This is a genomic window from Streptomyces sp. NPDC056222, from assembly GCF_042264065.1.
Lineage (GTDB): Bacteria > Actinomycetota > Actinomycetes > Streptomycetales > Streptomycetaceae > Streptomyces.
Genome location: NZ_JBHJTL010000035.1, coordinates 32645 through 49436, shown reverse-complemented (window position 1 = coordinate 49436; position 16792 = coordinate 32645). Strand labels below are relative to the sequence as shown.

The window sequence follows — 16792 nt, the reverse complement described above, 5'->3', positions numbered from 1 at the left end:
CCCGAAGCGGGCTGCTGCCCCGCGCGTGCCCCGCCCGGGGCCGACCATGCGCCGCCCGGCCGTCGACCTCCACGAAGTGAGTACGGGTACTCAGGACGACGGCCGGTGGAGTCCCGAGGATGGGACTCTGCCGTCGAAGATCGAGGAACCCCGCATGTACGTCGAGAAGCTGCCCAAGACCTGGACCGTCTTCTGCGTCGCCGTCTACCTGGTGATGGTTGTCCGGCTGGGAGTGGACGCGCTGCCCGAGGACACCGGGGTCTGGCTGCTCGTGTCGGCGGCCTACCTGCTCGTTCTGGTGCCCTGCATCGCGGTCCCGATCTCGAAGGCGATCTACCACCGCGTCCGCGTCGACCCGGCCGGCGGCCTGCTCCGCGTCGGCCGCGAGCGCATCCCCCTCGCCGACGTGGACGCCGGCTCCGTCCACGCGGCGATGCGACTCGTGAGGCCCCGCGCGGGCCGGAGGTACGCGGCGTCGGCAGGCGCGGTCCAGAGCCCCCTCGCCGGCCTGCAGGCGGCCGACCGCAGCGCGCCGCGGCTGGTCGGCGGCGGCTGGGCCGTGCCGATGGGCATGGACAGCGTGGTCGTCACCACACGCCGGGGCGAACGCCTCATGATCGCGACCCACGACGGCGCGGCGCTGCTCACGGCCGTGGCCCGCGCGCTCGCTCCCTGAGCGGAAGTCGTAGGACTGCCCCTGGGCTCCGGCGTCATTCGTTGCGGCCCCAGGGCTCCGGCGCCAGCCGTTCGACCGCGACGAGCGCCGCGTCGTCGCCGAGGTGACCGCCCGCGTACGCGTGGAGGTCGTCCCGGAGGTGGGCGAGCAGGGTCTGCGGGTCGTCCCCCGCCCATGCCGCGAGCCGCTCGACCAAGGGGTAGAAGGCACGGTTGCGGTCACGCGCCTCGACGACGCCGTCGGTGTAGAGCAGCAGCACGTCCCCGACATCGAAGGGGAAGGACTCCACGGCGACGGCGGGGGAAACGACGCCCGCGAGCCCCAGCGGCGGGTTCGGTTCGGCACTGTCGAGGGCGACGACCCGCCCCTTCCGCAGGATCAGTGGTGAGGGATGCCCGCAGTTGGCGAGCCGCACGACCGGCTCGTGATCGGGGATGTCCAGCACCAGTGCGGTGACGAACGCCTCCTGGGCCTCGTCGTCCACGGACATCCCGACGTCGTCCGCGCGTTCGTCCGCCTCGGCGGAACCGACACCGGCCTCCAGGTGCCCGATCAGTTCGGGCAGCTCCCGCTCCCGGCGGGCGGTGACGCGGAAGGCGCCGAGCACGAGCGAGGCCTCGCTGATCGCGTCGAGGCCCTTGCCGCGGGCGTCACCGATCAGCAGCCTCGTCCCCGACCCCGTACGCGCGGCCGCGTAGAGGTCGCCGCCCATCTGCGCCTCCTCCTCCGCCGCCAGATAGAGCGAGGCGATCCGCAGCGGACCCGACCGGAGGGGGAGCGGCCGCAGGACGACGCTCTGCGCGGCCTGGGCGATGGAGCGCAGCTGAGTCACCTTGCTCTCGTGCGCCTCGCGCAGGTACGCGAAGAAGGTGGCGATGATCGAGATCAGGATCAGCGCGGCGATCTGGTAGGTGTGGTTGAGGTCCGTCAGGCTCGTCCGCACGATCGCCACCACCGCCTGCGCGAGGACGGCGACCGCGCCCACGAAGGCTGTCATCCGAGGACCGGCGAACGACGCGGTCACCGCCGGCGCGGCGATCAGGAACGGGCCGAGATGGACCTCCGGCGGCAGCAGGATGTCCACCACCGTGACCGTCGCGATCAGCGCGAAGGGAGCGGCCAGAAGCAGCCGCCCACCGCGCCGGGAGAGGCGGGGAGAGATGCCTCGCGGCCGGGACTCCATGGGAAAGGCATACCGCAGGTGGTGGGGCATGTCCTGTTGCCCGGCCTTCCGGCGCGGTGTGTCGCCCCTGTGGCGACACACCGTGATTCCGGTCTACCGAGGAGCCTGGCGGTACTCGACGGGCCTGTCGTCGAGCTTCACGATGTGGCTCCCGCGCGCCAGGTCGCGCAGTGCCTTCCGGGCCTGCTTCTCCCCGGACTCCCGGTCCTGCGCGGCGACCCCCGCGTCCCGCAGGGCCGAGAGCGCCCGGTTCGCGTCCCACATCCCGCCGAGCGCCCGGATCGCCCGCAGCAGGATGTCCGCGTGGGTCGGTGGGTTGCTGCTCACGAGGGCCTCCTCGGGTGGCGACGGTGCATGGGGGACGGTAGCGGGGTGCGGTGCGGCCGGAGACGGTTTCGGGCAGATGCTCGGTAAGGCATGCACGTTCCGCGTCAGCCCCCGGCGACGGCCGTGGCGAAGTCGGCGAGGGTGCGCCGTGCCCGCCAGCCCTGGCCCTCGGCCCTGGAGACGTCGAGGACGACCGTGTGGGCGAGCTGATCCACGGCGTACCGGGTCAGCGGGGGCTCGGTGTGCGGCCGGAGGCGGGAGAGGGACTCCGCGGTGGCGGCCGCGGCGCGCGCCAGGGGCAGGGGGAGCCGGCCGATCCGGGCGCGTACGCCGTGGGCACGCAGAACCGTCCGTACGGCCTCGTCACGGTGGTACGGCACCGGGTCCGCGATGTTGTACGCGCCCGGCTGCCAATCGGCGGCGGAGAGACACGCGTCGGCGAGGTTCTCCACGGCCGTCAGGCTCAGGAGCACGTCGCGGCCGGGCAGGAGCAGCAGCCCGGCGCGGACGCGGGCGAGCAGCCGCGGCACGAGGTGGGGGTCGCCGGGACCGTAGACCGCCCGCGGGCGGAGCACCACCGCGCCGGCCGCGAGCGCGAGGGCCTCGCCGGCCGCCTTCGTACGACCGTAGGCGTTCAACTGCCCGCGCACGGGATGGTCCTCCGTGATCCGGGACCGCCCCGGCCCCGGGGCGTACACGCTGGCGCTGCTCACCCAGACCACCGGCCGGCCCGCGGCCGCCTCCAGGAGGCGGGCGGTGCCGTCGACGTTCACGGCCCGCATCGTGGCCTCGGCCGGCGAACCGGGCACCGGGTCGCCGACGGCTGCCGCGCAGTGCACGACGACATCGGCCCCGCCCAGGTCGGGCGGCCCGCTCTCGGCGTCCCAGCGCACGTGCCGGCCGATGGACCCGGGCCGGCGCCCCACACACAGGACATCGGCACCGCGCGCGGCGGCGAGCGCGGCGACATGGGAACCGCAGAAGCCGCTGGCTCCGGTGACGGCGATCGTGGTCATGTTCGGTTCTCCGGGTGTGGGTGGGGGGCAGTCAGCGGCACAGTGGGGCCACGTCGGCGAGGGCTCGCGCGACGAGGAAGTCGGAGCTGCCGACGGCGATCGCGGTGATGCTCGGGTCTCTGTGCGGAGGTCGGTGGTCGCGCGTGGACGGCAGGCCCCGCCCGCCCCGTCGGACCGCCCTGGTGCGGGCTCGCGCGACGTGGACGTCGGCGCTGCCGACGCCCGTGACGGCGTTCGTGGTCATGCTCGGGTCTCCGTACGGACGTCCGCCGTGGTCGCGCGGATCGTCAGCTCGCGCCAGCCGGGGAGTGCCGCCCGGCGGTCGACCCGGGCGCGGACGACGGACGGCCGGTGGGGGGCGAGCGTGGCGAGGAGGTCGTCCAGCTGCGCGCGGGCCAGGCGGGCGCCCGGGCACGCGTGGGGGCCTGCGCCGAAGACGAGTTGGGCCACGGCGGGCGGGGCGGGGTGGTGGGCGTCCGGGGGACTGTTGTGCGCTCCCACGGCGTTGCGCGCCACCAGCACCAGCCGGTCCCCGGCCCGGACCGGACACCCGTCGAGAGTGGCGTCGGCCGCAGCCACGCGTGGCAGCAGCGGGGACGGGGCGACGACCCGGAGCAGCTCGGTCACCAGCGCCGGCCGCAGCCGTTCGTCGCCGGCCTGCTCCCACAGACCGCCGTCCGCACACCACGCGACCGCGCGCGGCAGCGCCGCGACGGTCGTGTTGACGGCGGCGACGGCGAGCATCGCCCGCAGCCCCGCGTCGTCGTCCTCCCCGCCCGCGAGCAACGCCTCCAGACGCGCCGTCGCCTCGGCCGCCGCACGGGCGGCGCCCGGCAGCCGGGGGCCGGGCAGATGGTCCCGGACCGCGGCCGCCGCCGCGTCGGCGGCGGCCTCGGCCAGTGCCGACGGGTCGGCACCGGTGTCCAGCAGGGCACGGACCGTCGCCCCGGACAACTCGCGCGCCAACGGGACGAGGTCGACCGCGAGACCCGCACCGAGCGGGGCGAGCCGGCGCGCCAGGACGGCCTGCCAGACAGGCCGCAGCCGCGCCACACCGTCCGCGCCCAGCCCCCCGGCCACGGCCCGCCGGGTGTCGCGGTGCCCCGCGCCGTCCTGGTCGAACAGCAGCCCGCCGCCGGACAGTTCACGGGCCGCGCCGCCGGTGGTGCCGGCCGCCGCGCGGTCCAGCGGGATCCGGGTGAGGGCCTGGCGGTACGGCTCCGCGCCGCTCACCAGCACGGCCCGGCCCACGCGGACCACGGGCCTGCGCCGGACCGCCGCGAGCAGGGCGAACAGCAGCGGGTGGGAGCGCGTGTACACCCGCCGGTCGCGGCGGCGCGCCGCGCGGACGGCGGAGGCCGTCGGGAAGCCGGTCACCGGACGTGCACCTTCCGCGGGTCGCTGGGGCGGTAGCGGCGGTCCCAGCACCACAGCAGGGTCCGACGGGCGCCCCACGCCCGCAGCCTGCGCAGGCTCGCCCGCACCACCATCCGCTCGGACCGCGCGATCCGATTGCTGTGCAGGCGCGCCCGGTTGAGCAGTACGACGTCCTCGGGCGGCCCCTCCAGCGGGACCCTCGGGGCGCCACCGCACCGTACGTACAGATCGGCGGTGACGGCGATGTTGTGCCCGTGACACAGGACGTACGGAGCGCGGTAGCTCGGATGCCGGTGCTCCTTGCGCAGACGCCCGTAGACCGCTGTCGCCCGGACCACGGCCGGCAGGACGTACCGCTCCGCGACGGACGGGGACTCGTCGGGGCGTGGGAGGCTGCGCCCGCAGGCCATCTCCGCGCCCCCGGCGAACGCCGCCTTCGCGGCGGCGATCCAGTCGCGCGCCGGCAGGCAGTCGGCGTCCGTACGCACCAGCAGCGCGGCGCCCCCGGCGATGGCGTACCGGAATCCGGTGTCGGCGGCCGCACCCGCGCCCGGTTCGCGCTCCGCGACGAGATGGACGGGGAAGGGCGCGGCGGCGGCGAAGCGCCGCACGATGTCGGGGGTCCCGTCGGTGGAGGCGTTGTCCACGACGACGAGGGTGAACCGGGTGTCGGACTGTGCCGCGAGGGCGTCGAGCGTCGCGTCGAGCGAGGCCTCCTCGTCGAAGGCGGGCACCACCGCCCACAGAGCCGGCTCCGCCTCCGGTGCGGCCGTCATCGGGCGGCACCCGTGGTGCGGGCGGCGGCCAGCCTCGCCGTCGCCGCCCGGTCGGGCTTCGACGAGCGGCCGGACAGCGGGATGTCGGCGAGCAGCAGCGCGTCCGGACGCGCGGCGCCCATCCGCTCCAGCGGCTCGGCCAGCGCGGCGCGCACCTGGTCGTGGTCCGCCGACCGGCGCGGCTGGACGACGGCGACGAGACGCTCGTCCCCGTCCCCGGCCGGAACGCCCACCAGCACGGCCAGTTCGACACCGGGCACGTGCAGCGCGGGCTCGTAGAGACCCGGGTAGATGTTCTCCGCCCCCCTCAGGACCATGTCCTTGCAGCGGCCCTCCAGGACGATGCGGCCGTACACGTCGAGCCGCGCCCGGTCGCCGGTGTCGACCCAGGGCGCCGGCTCCTCGCCGAGGTAGCGGTCCCGGGCCGCCGGACCGGACAGCAACAGCTCCCCGGTCGGCCCGGTCTTGGCCTCCACCCCCGGCAGCGGCGCGCCCACCAGGTCGCCCTCGCCGCCGAACGCGGCCTTGTCCGCCTGCTCGACGGCCGCCGCAGGGAACAGCTCCGTGAGCGCGTACACGCCCCAGGCCTCGTCGGCCCCCGCCCGCCTCACCCGCGTGAGCAGCTCGGCGCTCGCCGGCGCGGAGCCGGTCCACACCCGACCCGTGAACCGCGCCTCCTCGGCCAGAGCCGCCCGCAGTTGAGGAGGTGTCAGATAGGTGGCCTGCGGCGCCAGTCGACGCAGCTGCCGTGCCAGGACGCGCGGTGATCGGGCGGGCAGCGCGACCGGCGCGCCGCTCGCCAGCGACGGTACGAGGACGAAGAACGTACCGCCGAGGACCGGGCTACCGGGCTCGGGCGCCACGAGGTCGGTGACCGTGGCCATCCCGGCAGCGAGCGAGGATCGGGTGTGCACCACCGCGCGGGGCCGCGAGGTGGTGCCCGAGGTGAAGACGATGACCGCGTCGCCGTCCCCGTCGACCGGGCGCGGCAGGACGGCCGTACCGGCGCCGCCGTCCAGCGCGGGGGCGCTGCCCGGCAGTCGCGGGCCGACCGTCGCCACCGGTCCGAGTTCGGCGAGGTCCGGCAGCGCGAGATGCGCCCGGCGGGCCAGTGGCCTCGCCCATCCGGCGACCGCCTGCGCCGTCGCGTCGGCCAGGACCACGTCAGGGCGGGCCAGCGCGAGCCGGGCGCGCAGGACGTCCGGGCCCGCCGAGGGGTCGAGGACCGCGGCGCGCAGCCCCAGCCGGTGCACGGCGAGCATCACGGCGAGCGCGCGCGGCCCGGGCCGTACCGCGACACCGACCGTGCCGCCGGGCGCGATTCCGCGCGCGTGCAGGGCGGCGGCGTACGAGTCGGCGAGTTCGGCGAGCTCCCCGCAGGTGGCCTTCGTACGGACGGCTCCGGTGCGCGTGGTGCCGAGAACGGCGGGCCGGTCGGGGTGCGACCGCAAGGTGTGGGCGAGTGCGTCCAGCATCAGCGCGGGTCCTCCCCATGACGGCCCGGGCCCTTGTCGAGGTACCAGCGGGCGGTTCCGACGATTCCGTAGGCGCGAAGGCGCCGGGTCGAGTTCTCCACCACCATGTCGCGGGCGTGGACGATGGCGGTCGTCCGCCGCCGCACCCGGTTCAGGAAGAGCCGGTCCGTGGGGGAGGGGCGGCGGGGCATCCCGCCGACGGCCTCGTACAGTCGCGCGGTGATGGCCATGTTGTTGCCCGCGTGCATCCGGTACGGCGCCAGATAGCCGTTCCCGCGCCGGTGCGCGGGGCGTACCCGGCCGAAGAACGCCGCGACGCGCACGAGCGAACGGAACAGGGCGCGGCCCAGCGGCCCGTGTTCGTCTCGGCGGGCGTCGATCCGTCCGCACACCAGCCCGGCGCCGCTCCGCAGCGCGCTCCGGGCCGCCGCCGTCCAGCCGGGGTGCGGCAGACAGTCGGCGTCCGTGCGCGCGAGCAGCGTGGCCCCTCGCCCGATCGCGTACCGGAACCCGGTGTCGACGGCGCAGCCCACGCCCTTGTCCCGCTCGTCGAGCACATGGACGGGGAACGGCGCCCGCTCCGCGAAGGCGCGGGCGATCGCGGCCGTGTCGTCCTCGGAGGCGTTGTCCACCACGACCAGCTGGAAGTCGCGGTCCGTCTGCGCGGCGAGCGCCGCCAGGGTGTCGCCGATGCGCGCGGCCTCCTGATGCGCGGGCACCACCACCCACAGCGCGCTCACGCCATCTCCCAGACCATCGTCATGATGCTGACACCGCCGCCGAGACCGACGAACAGGACCCGGTCACCCGGGCGCAACCCGTCGTGTATCCGGTCGAGTTGGACGCCCAGGCTCGCGCTGGCGATGTTCCCGAGCTCGGGGACGGTGACCACGAGCCGGTCCCTTGGGACGCCGGTGATCTCCACGAAGCGCTCCAGGTACGGCAGGGTGACCTGATGGACCAGGACGTGACGGAAGTGACGCCACTCGAGCCCCGTACGGTGCCGGACCCGGTCGATCACCGACGTGCCGACCTTCTCGAACACCTCGCGCAGCTCGCTGCCGTCGCCGTGGAAGTACGTGTGCTCGTCGCCGCGCGGATGACGTGAACCGCCGCCGAATATCCCGCCGACGCGCCAGTGCTCGGAGTGGGTCTCGCTGTCCACGTCGAGGATCCCGCCGCGGTCCACCGCTTCGAGGACCACCGCCGCGCCCGCGTCGCCGAAGGTGTAGCCGGCGAAGCCGTCGCGGAACTGGGCCAGATCGGCAGGGTCGTGCCGGACGGCCCGGCTCGGCGTCTCACCGGTGACGACGAGGGCCCGCCGGGCGCGCCCCGCCAGGATCATGGTGCGGGCGACGTCGATGCCGTTCACGAAGCTGTTGCAGGCGTTGGTGACGTCCAGGGCGTGTGCCCGGGAGCCGAGTTCGGCCTGCACGATGTGCGCGGTGGCCGGTTCCACCATGTCGCGCGTGGCGGAGGCGAACACCAGCAGGTCGATGTCGGCGGGCCCGACTCCGGCCCGCTCCAATGCCTGGCGGGCGGCTCCGACCGCGAGCGTGGAGGCGTACTCGTCGGGCCGCGCGACCCGACGGGTGAGAATCCCGGTGGCCCGCTCGAACATCCCGTCCGGCAGCGCGAACCCACTGCCGGCGACCACCCGCTGCCGCAGCTGCTCCGAGTCCACCACCTGCTCGGGCAGGCAGGAACCGGTCCCGGTGATGCCTATGCGGAGGGGGCCGTCGGCGACGGCATCATGACTTTCCATGCCACGGAGGCTACGAGCGGATCCCGGGGCGCGTCCTGAGTGCGCGTACTCAACTCACCTGGGGGAAACCCCCGGTTGCCTGCAGAGGGAGAAGCGGTCCGAGCGGCGCGGAATCCGCCGCGGGCGGCTCGGCTCACGGTGGGCCCGAAACCGCTGCGGGGGCTCAGCCCAGGGCCGCCATGAACCCGCCGCGGGACACCCCGCCCGTCAGCAGGCTCTCCCAGTCGAGCGTCTCCGGCAGCTCGGGCAGCGAGAGGACGACCGCCCCGCCCGCCCGCTCGACGTCCTCGCACCAGGCCACCATGTCGTCGGGGCTTCCCGAGCCGCCGAACACCGGCGCCATGAGAGCGGGCACGACGCACCCGGCGTCACCCGGGCCGTCCACCACGCACAGCGTGAGCCGGGGCACGACACTCCAGCCCTCGCACACCGGCACGGTCCCACCGGGCGCGTCCACGGCGGGCAGGCCGGCGTGGACGGGGGCGCCGCCGAGCAGCAGCGCGGGTGTGGGGCCGGGCACGAACAGGGTGTTCTCGGGAGGCACGAGCATGGCGGCACCCTTTCACAGCGGCGGACCGCGGTGACGGCCGGGGAAGTGATCGTCTGTCGCCCGGAAGGCCTCACCGGATACGGTGGTCGGAAGATCGTCCTGGAGGGAAGTGACGGGATCATGCGACTCTTGGCGGCCCCCGGCCCGGCGGAGCCCCTGCGATGACCGCGACCGACAGCCCGCACGTCCTGGTGCGCGCCGAGGGGCGGGCCGGGTTCCTCACGCTGAACCGGCCCAAGGCCATCAACGCGCTCACCCACGCCATGGTGCGCCGCGTCGACGAGGCCCTGACCGCGTGGGAGGACGATCCGGCGATCGAGACCGTCGTCATCGAGGGCGCAGGTGAGCGGGGGCTGTGCGCCGGCGGCGACATCCGGGCGATCCACGACGACGCCCGCGCCGGCGGCCGCGCCACCGTCGACTTCTGGCGCGACGAGTACCGGCTCAACGCCCGCATCGCCCGCTACCCCAAGCCCTATGTCGCCTTCATGGACGGCATCGTGATGGGCGGCGGCGTCGGCGTCTCCGCCCACGGCTCCCTCCGCCTCGTCACCGAACGCTCCCGCGTGGCGATGCCCGAGACCGGCATCGGCTTCGTGCCCGACGTCGGCGGTACGTATCTGCTCAGCCGGACGCCCGGCGAACTGGGCACCCATCTCGCCCTGACCGGAGCCCAGGCCGGCGCCGCCGACGCTCTCCTGACCGGGCTCGCCGACCACTTCGTACCGTCGCACGAGCTGCCCCGGCTCGCCGAGGAGCTCACGCGAGCCCCCGCACACGAGGCCGTGGCCCGGTTCGCCCGGCCGGCCCCGCCCGGCGAACTGGCCGCCCGGCGCGAGTGGATCGACGCGTGCTACGCCGCGGAGACGGTCGAGGCCGTCATCGACCGGCTGATCGACTCCGGGGTCCCCGAGGCCAAGGAAGCGGCCACCACGCTCCTCGGCCGCTCGCCCGTCGCTCTCAAGACCACCCTGGCCGCGCTCCGCCGCGCCCGGCACCTCGAGTCCCTGGAAGCCGTCCTGAACATGGAGTTCCGGCTCTCCTGCGCCGCCCTGTCCTCCGCGGACCTCGTCGAGGGCATCCGCGCGCAGGTCGTCGACAAGGACCGCGATCCGCATTGGTCTCCGCCCACGCTCGCCGAGGTCACGGAGGAGGCCGTCGCCCGCTACTTCGACCCGTCGGGCGCCCCGGAGCCGTTCCCGGCGTGACGGCCTGACCGGGGCCGCTCGTCCGGGAGCGTCCCGTCCCAGGTCATCCCCAGCGGTACGCGGCCGATCGCGCGGCCCTGCGCGTCGAGGAGCCGTCCCATCCGCTTCGGCGTGTGGAGCGCGACGGTCCGGTCCTTGACCTCCAGCGCCGGGAAACGCTCCGCCAGCAGGGCCTCGAACGGGTCGATCGCGTCGAGGCCGTGGAGCCACACCAGGACCAGGAGGTTCTGCGGTCCGCTCACCGAGACGCACATCCGGACCTGGTCCAGCCGCGCCAGCGCGTTCCCGGTCGTCTCCAGATGCGGGTACGGGACGCAGGCGCGATAGACGACCATGGTCGGCAGACCCGCGAGCGGGTGCGCCAGATCGCAGCGGATCGTGATCGCGCCCTCCCGCGTCATCCGCTGCACCCTGCGCCGGGCCGTGTGCTCGCTCATACCCGTCATCGCCCCCAGCTCCGTGTACCCGAGCCGGCCGTCACCACCGAGCGCCGCGAGCAGGGCACGGTCCTCGGGGGAGACACGGTCGTACGCCCGCAGGCCGTGCGCGACGCGGCCGCCCCGGGGCCTGGGCGTGGCGGACAGGGCCGCACGCTCCGCCGGCTCCATCGCCCGCATCCGCCAGTCGCGGCCCTCCCCGTACAGCGTGATGCCCAGCCGCGTCCGCGTCGAACGGACCCCGCGGAGACCACCGATGACCCGGTGCACCGACCTGCCGAGCGTGGGCAGGTCGGGCGCCGCCACCGAGAGGAAGAGGTCGAAGTCACCGGCCGTCTCATCCACGCTGAAGACCCAGGGCAGCGCCGCCGCGGCGGCGCTCACCGCCTCCAGGTGCCGGGGCCGGCAGCGCACCTCGACATAGGCGACGGCGGTCGTCCCCGCGCTGCTGTACGCGGTGATCCAGGCCAGACCGCCCGCGCGCAGCCGTTCCCAGCGGCGGGCCGCGGTCGTCGGGTCCACACCGAGCGCCCGCCCGATGCGGGACCACGGGGCGCGCGGGGCGGCCTGGAGCGCGTCGATGAGCGCCAGATCGAGCTCGGAGAACCCGGCGTCAGGATCAGCCGTGCCGGAATCCGGCACCAGATCCATGTGCATGAGGCTTTCCGGCGATTTCGAGGCTTCATCGTTCACGGACCGGATCGTAGGGGCACTTCCGGCCGGGGGAAACACCGGCCACCGGAGAGTGAGGAGTGCCGTGTCAGCTCCGCCCCCGAGCGCGGTCCGGACCCGACGGACCGTCCGGATCACGATCGTCCTGCTGTTCGCCGCCTGGCTCGTCGACTACGCCGACCGCCTCGTCATCAATCTGGTCCTGCCCTCCATCGGCGAGGAGTTCGACCTCGGGCGGGGACAACAGGGGCTCGTGGTTTCCGCGTTCTTCCTCGCGTACGCGCTCTGCCAGATCCCCGGCGGCCTGCTCGCCGACCGCTACGGAGCTCAGCGGGTGACCTGCTGGGCCCTGCTGTCCTGGTCGGTCTTCACGGCCCTGACCGGCTTCGCCTGGTCGTTCGTCGTACTGCTGGTCCTCCGGTTCGCGTTCGGCGCCGCCGAGGGGATCTTCCCGCCCGCCTCCATGAAGGTCCTCGTGGAGCGGACCACGCCGGAGGAACGGATGGGTGCCAACGGGCTGATCATGAGCTCCAACGCCCTCGCCGCCGTGATCACCCCGCTTGCCGTCGCCCCGCTCATCGCCGCCTTCGGCTGGCGCTCGGCGTTCTTCTCGACGGCCGCTCTGGGGGTGTTCGTGCTCGTGGCGGTACGGATGTGGCTGCCGGCGCCGCTGGCGGGCAGCGCCGATCGGGAGACGGCCGCCGTCCGCAACGGACTCCGGCCGATGCTGCGCGAGGGCGTGCTGTGGCGCTTCGCCCTGATGCTGTTCGGCTACAGCACGATCATGTGGGGCCTCACCACCTGGATCCCCTCGTACCTCAACGACGAACGCGGCATCCCGCTGGCCTCCGCCGGCGCGCTCGTCGCGATTCCGGCGCTCGCCTCGGCGCTCGCGACGGTCGTGGGCGGCCGACTCGTCGACCGGCTCGGCGGCCATCACCGGAAGATCGTGGTTCCGGCGATGACGGTCGCCGCGATCGCCCTGCCCCTGATGTCCTACTCGGCCTCCCTCACCGGCTTCGTCGTCTTCGCCACCGTCGCCGCGTGCGCCGCCTCCCTCGCGTACATGCCGATCTTCGCCGTGCCGCTGCGGGGACTCGACTCCCGGCACATCGGCGTCGGCAGCGCCGTCATCGTCCTCGGCGGTCAGATCGGGGGCATGGTCGCGCCGCCCGTCATGGGCGTGCTCGCCGACGTCTTCTCCTTCCAAGTGGCCTTCGCCTTCCTGGTCCTCGGTGCCGTGATCGTCGCCGTGACGTCGCTCGTCACGCCGCAGGACGCCGACTCCTTCCGCGCCGCGCTCCGCGCGGCCCACCACCACTCCGACCCGTCCTCTCTCACCACGGAGCAGAAATGATGCCTACGCCCCGATCCACCACCGCCGTCCCCGTCGCCCCGCTGCTCGCCGGTCTCGGCGAGCTGCTGCCCGGCCTGCGTGCCCTCTACGAGGACCTGCATGCCCACCCCGAGCTGTCGTTCCAGGAGTTCCGTACGGCCGGCATCGCCGCCGCCCGGCTGCGGGAACAGGGCTGGGAGGTCACCGAAGGCGTCGGTGGCACCGGTGTCGTCGGTGTGCTGGCCAACGGCGAGGGCCCGGTCGTGCTGGTGCGCGCCGACATGGACGGTCTGCCGGTGAAGGAGCGGACCGGACTGCCGTACGCGTCCACCGCGACCGGGACGGACCCGGACGGCAACGAGGTCCCGGTGATGCACGCCTGCGGTCACGACATGCACGTCGCCTGTCTGCTCGGCGCCACCGCCCAACTCGCCGCCACCCGCGACCGATGGCAGGGCACGGTCGTCGCCGTCTTCCAGCCGGCCGAGGAGATCGGCGGCGCCCCGGCGATGATCGACGACGGATTCCTGGACCGCTTCCCCCGCGCCGACATCTGTCTCGGCCAGCATGTGGCCCCCGCACCGGTCGGTTTCGTCGGGACCCGCCCGGGCCCGGTCATGGCCGCCTCCGACAACCTGAGGGTCCGGCTCCACGGCCGTGGCGGACACGGGTCGATGCCCGAGACCACCGTCGACCCGGTGGTCCTCGCCGCAGCGATCGTCATGCGCCTGCAGACCGTGGTCTCGCGCGAGATCGCCGCCGCCCAGACGGCGGTGGTGACCGTCGGCTCGCTGCACGCCGGCACCAAGGAGAACATCATCCCCGACGTCGCCGAGCTGATGATCAACATCCGTAGTACGACCCCGGAGGTACGGGAGAGGGTCCTGCGGGCCGTCAAGCGGATCGTCCTCGCGGAGGCCGCCGCGTCGGGCGCCCCGAAGGACCCGGAGATCGTCCCCTTCAACACCTTCCCCGTGACGGTCAACGACCGTGACGCCACCCACGCCGTCCAGGGCGCCCTCACGGAGGCGCTCGGCGAGGGCCATGTCTTCACGCTGCCGCAGCCCGTCACCGGCAGCGAGGACTTCGGCACCTTCGGCACCGCGCTCGGAGTGCCCTCCGTCTTCTGGCACTTCGGCGGCTCCGACCCGGCCCTCTACCGCGACATCGACCCCGCGACCCTGTTGGAGAACGGCATCCCCGACACGGTCCCCGCCAACCACTCCCCGTTCTTCGCGCCCGTACCCGAACCGACCCTGGAGATCGGCGTGACGACCCTCCTCGCGGCCGCCGCCCACTGGCTGACGAAGCCCACCACCGGTGTGTGAGGCCGCCCTTGGGGCGCCGGCGGGGCCGAACCCGCCGGCGCTTCCGTACGCCCGCACCGTCAGGAGGTAAATCGGTGTCACGATCGGGGTCGGCTCCCTAGACTCACTTCACGTGCCGCCGGGAACCCGGCGTGGCCGATCATGCGAACCGAGGGGAGCCCGACCATGCGTTGCCGCATCGCCGTCGTCGTCTCCCCGTCACGGTACGACGTGATCCTGATGTCCCGGTCCGACCGGTGCCGGCTGCGCGGCCGCCATCGGACGCCCGTGACGAACTTCTGAGCCCACCCCTTCTCGGGGGCTCTCCACGCCCGCTTCCGGGCCGCTTCGTCCGGGAATCGCGCCGCCCTGTTCTCGAAACACCTCGAAAGGCCCCGGGCCGTGCGTACCCACCTTCACCTTCCCCTGCCCAACTCCCTGAACAGCGTCAGGAATCTGGGCATCCTCGCCCACGTCGACGCCGGCAAGACCACCGTCACCGAACGGATGCTGTACCTCACCGGCGCCATCCACAAGCGCGGCGAGGTCCACGACGGCACCACCGTCACCGACTTCGACACGCAGGAGCGCGACCGCGGCATCACCATCTTCGCGGCGGCCGTCAGCTGCGTCTGGGACGACCACCGGATCAACCTCATCGACACCCCCGGACACGTCGACTTCTCCGACGAGGTCGAGCGCTCGCTGCGCGTCCTCGACGGTGCCATCGCCGTGTTCGACGCGGTCGCCGGGGTCGAGCCGCAGAGCGAGACGGTCTGGCGACAGGCCGACCGGCACCAGGTACCGAGGATCGCGTTCGTCAACAAGCTGGACCGTGCGGGCGCAGACCTCGACACCGCCGTGGCCTCGATCCGGGACCGGCTGCACACCGTGCCGCTCGTCGTCCAGCTGCCCATCGGTCAGGAGGACGGCTTCACCGGAGTCGTGGACCTCGTGCACATGCGGGCCCTGGTCTGGGCGCCGGGCAGCGACACGTACACCGAGGGCCCCGTGCCCGAGGCACTCGTGGACGCGGCGCGACATCGCCGCCGCGCCCTCGAGGAGGCGGTGGCCGAGCTCCATCCGGACGCGCTCGAAGAGTTCTGCGCGCGCTCGGAGCTCGCCGCGCCGACGCTGACCGCGGCCCTGCGTGATCTCACGCGGACCGGGGACGGCGTGGTCGTGCTGTGCGGATCGGCCTACCGCAACCGCGGGATGGAGCCGCTCCTCGACGCGGTCGTGTCCTACCTGCCCTCGCCACTGGACGTACCCCCGGTCCAGGGCTCCACCGGCGACGGCGCGGTGGAGGAGCGGGCCGCCGACCCGGCGGCACCGTTCGCAGCCCTGGTCTTCAAGGTGAACTCGACCGCCACCGGGCGGCTGACCTACCTGCGTGTGTACGCGGGAACGATCGGAAAGGGAGATGTCGTGCTCGACGTGGCCGCACGGCGCACCGAACGGATCGGCCGCATCCTCCGGGTGCAGGCCGATCGGAACACCGAAGTGGACCGGGCGCAGGCCGGGGACATCGTCGCGGTCGTCGGCGTGAAGGACGCCAGGACCGGTGCCACCCTGTCCGCACCCTCGGCGCCCCTGCTCCTCGAACCGCCCACCGTGGCCGACCCGGTCGTCTCCGTGGCGGTCGAGGCCCGCAGGAGCCTCGACACCGACCGGCTGGCGTCTGCGCTGGCCCGGCTCGTCGAGGAGGACCCCTCGCTGAAGGTCCGCACCGACCCCGAGACCGGCCAGACCGTGCTGTCGGGCATGGGCGAACTGCATCTGGAGGTGGCCGTGGAGAAGATCCGCCGGGCCCAGGGCCTGGACATCGGCGTCGGCAGGCCGCAGGTCGCCTACCGCGAGACGGTCGTCCGCGGGGTCACCGACCTGGTCTACCGACATGTCAAACAGGACGGTGGCGCGGGCCAGTTCGCCCACGTCGTTCTCGACGTGGCGGCGCTGGATCCCGATGCCGGTACGGCGGGGGAGTTCGCCTTCTCCTCCACCGTCACCGGTGGCCGGGTACCGCAGGAGTACGTCCGCGCGGTCGAGGCGGGCTGCCGCGACGCCCTGGCCGAGGGCCCGCTCGGCGGCCACCCGGTCACCGGTGTCCGGGTGACGCTGACCGACGGTGCCACGCACTCCAAGGACTCCTCGGAGATGGCGTTCCGCACGGCCGGTCGCTTCGCGCTCCGCGAGGCGCTGCGCGCCAGTGCGATGACGCTCCTGGAGCCCGTGGTCGAGGTCACGGTCACGGTGCCCGACAGCGCCACCGGTGGGGTGCTCGGTGACCTGGCGGCTCGGCGCGGCCGGGTCTCCGGCTCCACCGCACGTGCCGGTACGGCGGTGATCACCGCGACCGTGCCGCTGGCCGAGTTGTTCGGCTATGCGTCCCGGCTGCGCAGCCGCACCCAGGGCCGGGGTACCTTCACCACCCGGCCGACCGGTTACGCGCCCGTCCCGGCCGGCCTCACCGCCGGGACGGCGTCCCGGTAGCCGTTCCTGACGGGCCCGCCCTCCTCCGGGCGGGCCCGTCCCACGCCCACACCCGCCGCCGGGCTCGCCGGCTCGGCGCGCATATCATCCGATCGACACGGAGGGGGCGTTGTGACGTCATCGAGGAAGCCCGGGCGAGCCGCCCGCCGAAGCAAGAGGCGCGAGGACGGGGAAGAGGGCTGCTGCTCCGGGAT

At 74.0% G+C, this 16792-nt stretch carries 16 protein-coding genes; 5 read left to right on the top strand and 11 right to left on the bottom strand.

Annotated elements, in window-relative coordinates; genetic code table 11:
• Window positions 1–154 precede the first annotated feature (154 nt).
• Window positions 155–676: a DUF3093 family protein gene (locus ACFC0D_RS18590; RefSeq protein WP_376436728.1), complete on the top strand. Its 522-nt coding sequence runs from the start codon at window positions 155–157 to the stop codon at window positions 674–676.
• 34 nt (window positions 677–710) lie between these two features.
• Here the strand turns inward: ACFC0D_RS18590 and ACFC0D_RS18585 are convergent, their stop codons facing one another.
• From ACFC0D_RS18585 to ACFC0D_RS18540, 10 genes are all read right to left on the bottom strand, one after another.
• Window positions 711–1859 (bottom strand): PP2C family protein-serine/threonine phosphatase, encoded by a 1149-nt coding sequence (locus ACFC0D_RS18585; RefSeq protein ID WP_376436725.1) that lies wholly within the window; start codon window positions 1857–1859, stop codon window positions 711–713.
• A 93-nt stretch (window positions 1860–1952) separates the two neighbouring features.
• Window positions 1953–2186 carry a hypothetical protein gene (locus tag ACFC0D_RS18580; protein ID WP_376436722.1) on the bottom strand — a complete coding sequence of 78 codons (234 nt, stop codon included), beginning with the start codon at window positions 2184–2186 and terminating at the stop codon, window positions 1953–1955.
• Window positions 2187–2290: 104 nt separating this feature from the next.
• Window positions 2291–3202 (bottom strand): NAD-dependent epimerase/dehydratase family protein, encoded by a 912-nt coding sequence (locus tag ACFC0D_RS18575; protein ID WP_376436720.1) that lies wholly within the window; start codon window positions 3200–3202, stop codon window positions 2291–2293.
• A 31-nt stretch (window positions 3203–3233) separates the two neighbouring features.
• Window positions 3234–3446 carry a hypothetical protein gene (locus ACFC0D_RS18570; RefSeq protein ID WP_376436718.1) on the bottom strand — a complete coding sequence of 71 codons (213 nt, stop codon included), beginning with the start codon at window positions 3444–3446 and terminating at the stop codon, window positions 3234–3236.
• A complete protein-coding gene (locus ACFC0D_RS18565; RefSeq protein WP_376436716.1) occupies window positions 3443–4579 on the bottom strand; it encodes a cytochrome P450 in 1137 nt (378 codons plus the stop codon). Before ACFC0D_RS18565 ends, ACFC0D_RS18570 begins: the two co-directional genes overlap by 4 nt.
• Window positions 4576–5355: a glycosyltransferase gene (locus ACFC0D_RS18560; RefSeq protein WP_376436714.1), complete on the bottom strand. Its 780-nt coding sequence runs from the start codon at window positions 5353–5355 to the stop codon at window positions 4576–4578. The genes ACFC0D_RS18565 and ACFC0D_RS18560 overlap by 4 nt, the downstream gene beginning before the upstream one ends.
• A complete protein-coding gene (locus ACFC0D_RS18555; protein WP_376436711.1) occupies window positions 5352–6830 on the bottom strand; it encodes a class I adenylate-forming enzyme family protein in 1479 nt (492 codons plus the stop codon). The genes ACFC0D_RS18560 and ACFC0D_RS18555 overlap by 4 nt, the downstream gene beginning before the upstream one ends.
• A complete protein-coding gene (locus tag ACFC0D_RS18550) occupies window positions 6830–7570 on the bottom strand; it encodes a glycosyltransferase family A protein (RefSeq protein ID WP_376436709.1) in 741 nt (246 codons plus the stop codon). Before ACFC0D_RS18550 ends, ACFC0D_RS18555 begins: the two co-directional genes overlap by 1 nt.
• On the bottom strand, window positions 7567–8595 hold the full coding sequence (locus ACFC0D_RS18545; RefSeq protein ID WP_376436706.1) for a 3-oxoacyl-ACP synthase III family protein: 1029 nt from the start codon (window positions 8593–8595) through the stop codon (window positions 7567–7569). Before ACFC0D_RS18545 ends, ACFC0D_RS18550 begins: the two co-directional genes overlap by 4 nt.
• 163 nt (window positions 8596–8758) lie before the next feature.
• Window positions 8759–9145 (bottom strand): hypothetical protein, encoded by a 387-nt coding sequence (locus tag ACFC0D_RS18540; RefSeq protein ID WP_376436703.1) that lies wholly within the window; start codon window positions 9143–9145, stop codon window positions 8759–8761.
• Between the two features lie 161 nt (window positions 9146–9306).
• Between ACFC0D_RS18540 and ACFC0D_RS18535 the strand changes: the two genes are divergently transcribed.
• Entirely contained in the window at window positions 9307–10353 is a 1047-nt protein-coding gene (locus ACFC0D_RS18535) for an enoyl-CoA hydratase/isomerase family protein (RefSeq protein ID WP_376436700.1), read from the top strand.
• Here ACFC0D_RS18535 and ACFC0D_RS18530 read toward each other — a convergent pair.
• On the bottom strand, window positions 10311–11483 hold the full coding sequence (locus ACFC0D_RS18530; RefSeq protein WP_376436697.1) for an Lrp/AsnC family transcriptional regulator: 1173 nt from the start codon (window positions 11481–11483) through the stop codon (window positions 10311–10313). The genes ACFC0D_RS18535 and ACFC0D_RS18530 overlap by 43 nt on opposite strands.
• A 64-nt stretch (window positions 11484–11547) precedes the next feature.
• On the opposite strand from ACFC0D_RS18530, the gene ACFC0D_RS18525 reads away from it, so the two are divergent.
• From ACFC0D_RS18525 to fusA, 3 genes are all read left to right on the top strand, one after another.
• On the top strand, window positions 11548–12819 hold the full coding sequence (locus ACFC0D_RS18525) for an MFS transporter (RefSeq protein ID WP_376436694.1): 1272 nt from the start codon (window positions 11548–11550) through the stop codon (window positions 12817–12819).
• Window positions 12819–14126, top strand: a complete 1308-nt coding sequence (locus ACFC0D_RS18520; RefSeq protein ID WP_376436691.1) for an amidohydrolase — start codon at window positions 12819–12821, stop codon at window positions 14124–14126. Before ACFC0D_RS18525 ends, ACFC0D_RS18520 begins: the two co-directional genes overlap by 1 nt.
• Before the next feature lie 381 nt (window positions 14127–14507).
• Complete coding sequence (gene fusA / locus ACFC0D_RS18515; protein ID WP_376436689.1) at window positions 14508–16598, top strand: elongation factor G; 2091 nt, start codon at window positions 14508–14510, stop codon at window positions 16596–16598.
• Window positions 16599–16792: the final 194 nt, after the last annotated feature.

What these genes read in the sequence shown, in the direction of transcription:
- ACFC0D_RS18540 (WP_376436703.1), bottom strand. Translation starts at nt 9,145, where the DNA reads ATGCTCGTGCCTCCCGAGAACACCCTGTTCGTGCCCGGCCCCACACCC.
- ACFC0D_RS18590 (WP_376436728.1), top strand. Translation starts at nt 155, where the DNA reads ATGTACGTCGAGAAGCTGCCCAAGACCTGGACCGTCTTCTGCGTCGCC.
- ACFC0D_RS18575 (WP_376436720.1), bottom strand. Translation starts at nt 3,202, where the DNA reads ATGACCACGATCGCCGTCACCGGAGCCAGCGGCTTCTGCGGTTCCCAT.
- ACFC0D_RS18545 (WP_376436706.1), bottom strand. Translation starts at nt 8,595, where the DNA reads ATGGAAAGTCATGATGCCGTCGCCGACGGCCCCCTCCGCATAGGCATC.
- ACFC0D_RS18570 (WP_376436718.1), bottom strand. Translation starts at nt 3,446, where the DNA reads ATGACCACGAACGCCGTCACGGGCGTCGGCAGCGCCGACGTCCACGTC.
- ACFC0D_RS18520 (WP_376436691.1), top strand. Translation starts at nt 12,819, where the DNA reads ATGCCTACGCCCCGATCCACCACCGCCGTCCCCGTCGCCCCGCTGCTC.
- ACFC0D_RS18560 (WP_376436714.1), bottom strand. Translation starts at nt 5,355, where the DNA reads ATGACGGCCGCACCGGAGGCGGAGCCGGCTCTGTGGGCGGTGGTGCCC.
- ACFC0D_RS18585 (WP_376436725.1), bottom strand. Translation starts at nt 1,859, where the DNA reads ATGGAGTCCCGGCCGCGAGGCATCTCTCCCCGCCTCTCCCGGCGCGGT.
- ACFC0D_RS18535 (WP_376436700.1), top strand. Translation starts at nt 9,307, where the DNA reads ATGACCGCGACCGACAGCCCGCACGTCCTGGTGCGCGCCGAGGGGCGG.
- ACFC0D_RS18555 (WP_376436711.1), bottom strand. Translation starts at nt 6,830, where the DNA reads ATGCTGGACGCACTCGCCCACACCTTGCGGTCGCACCCCGACCGGCCC.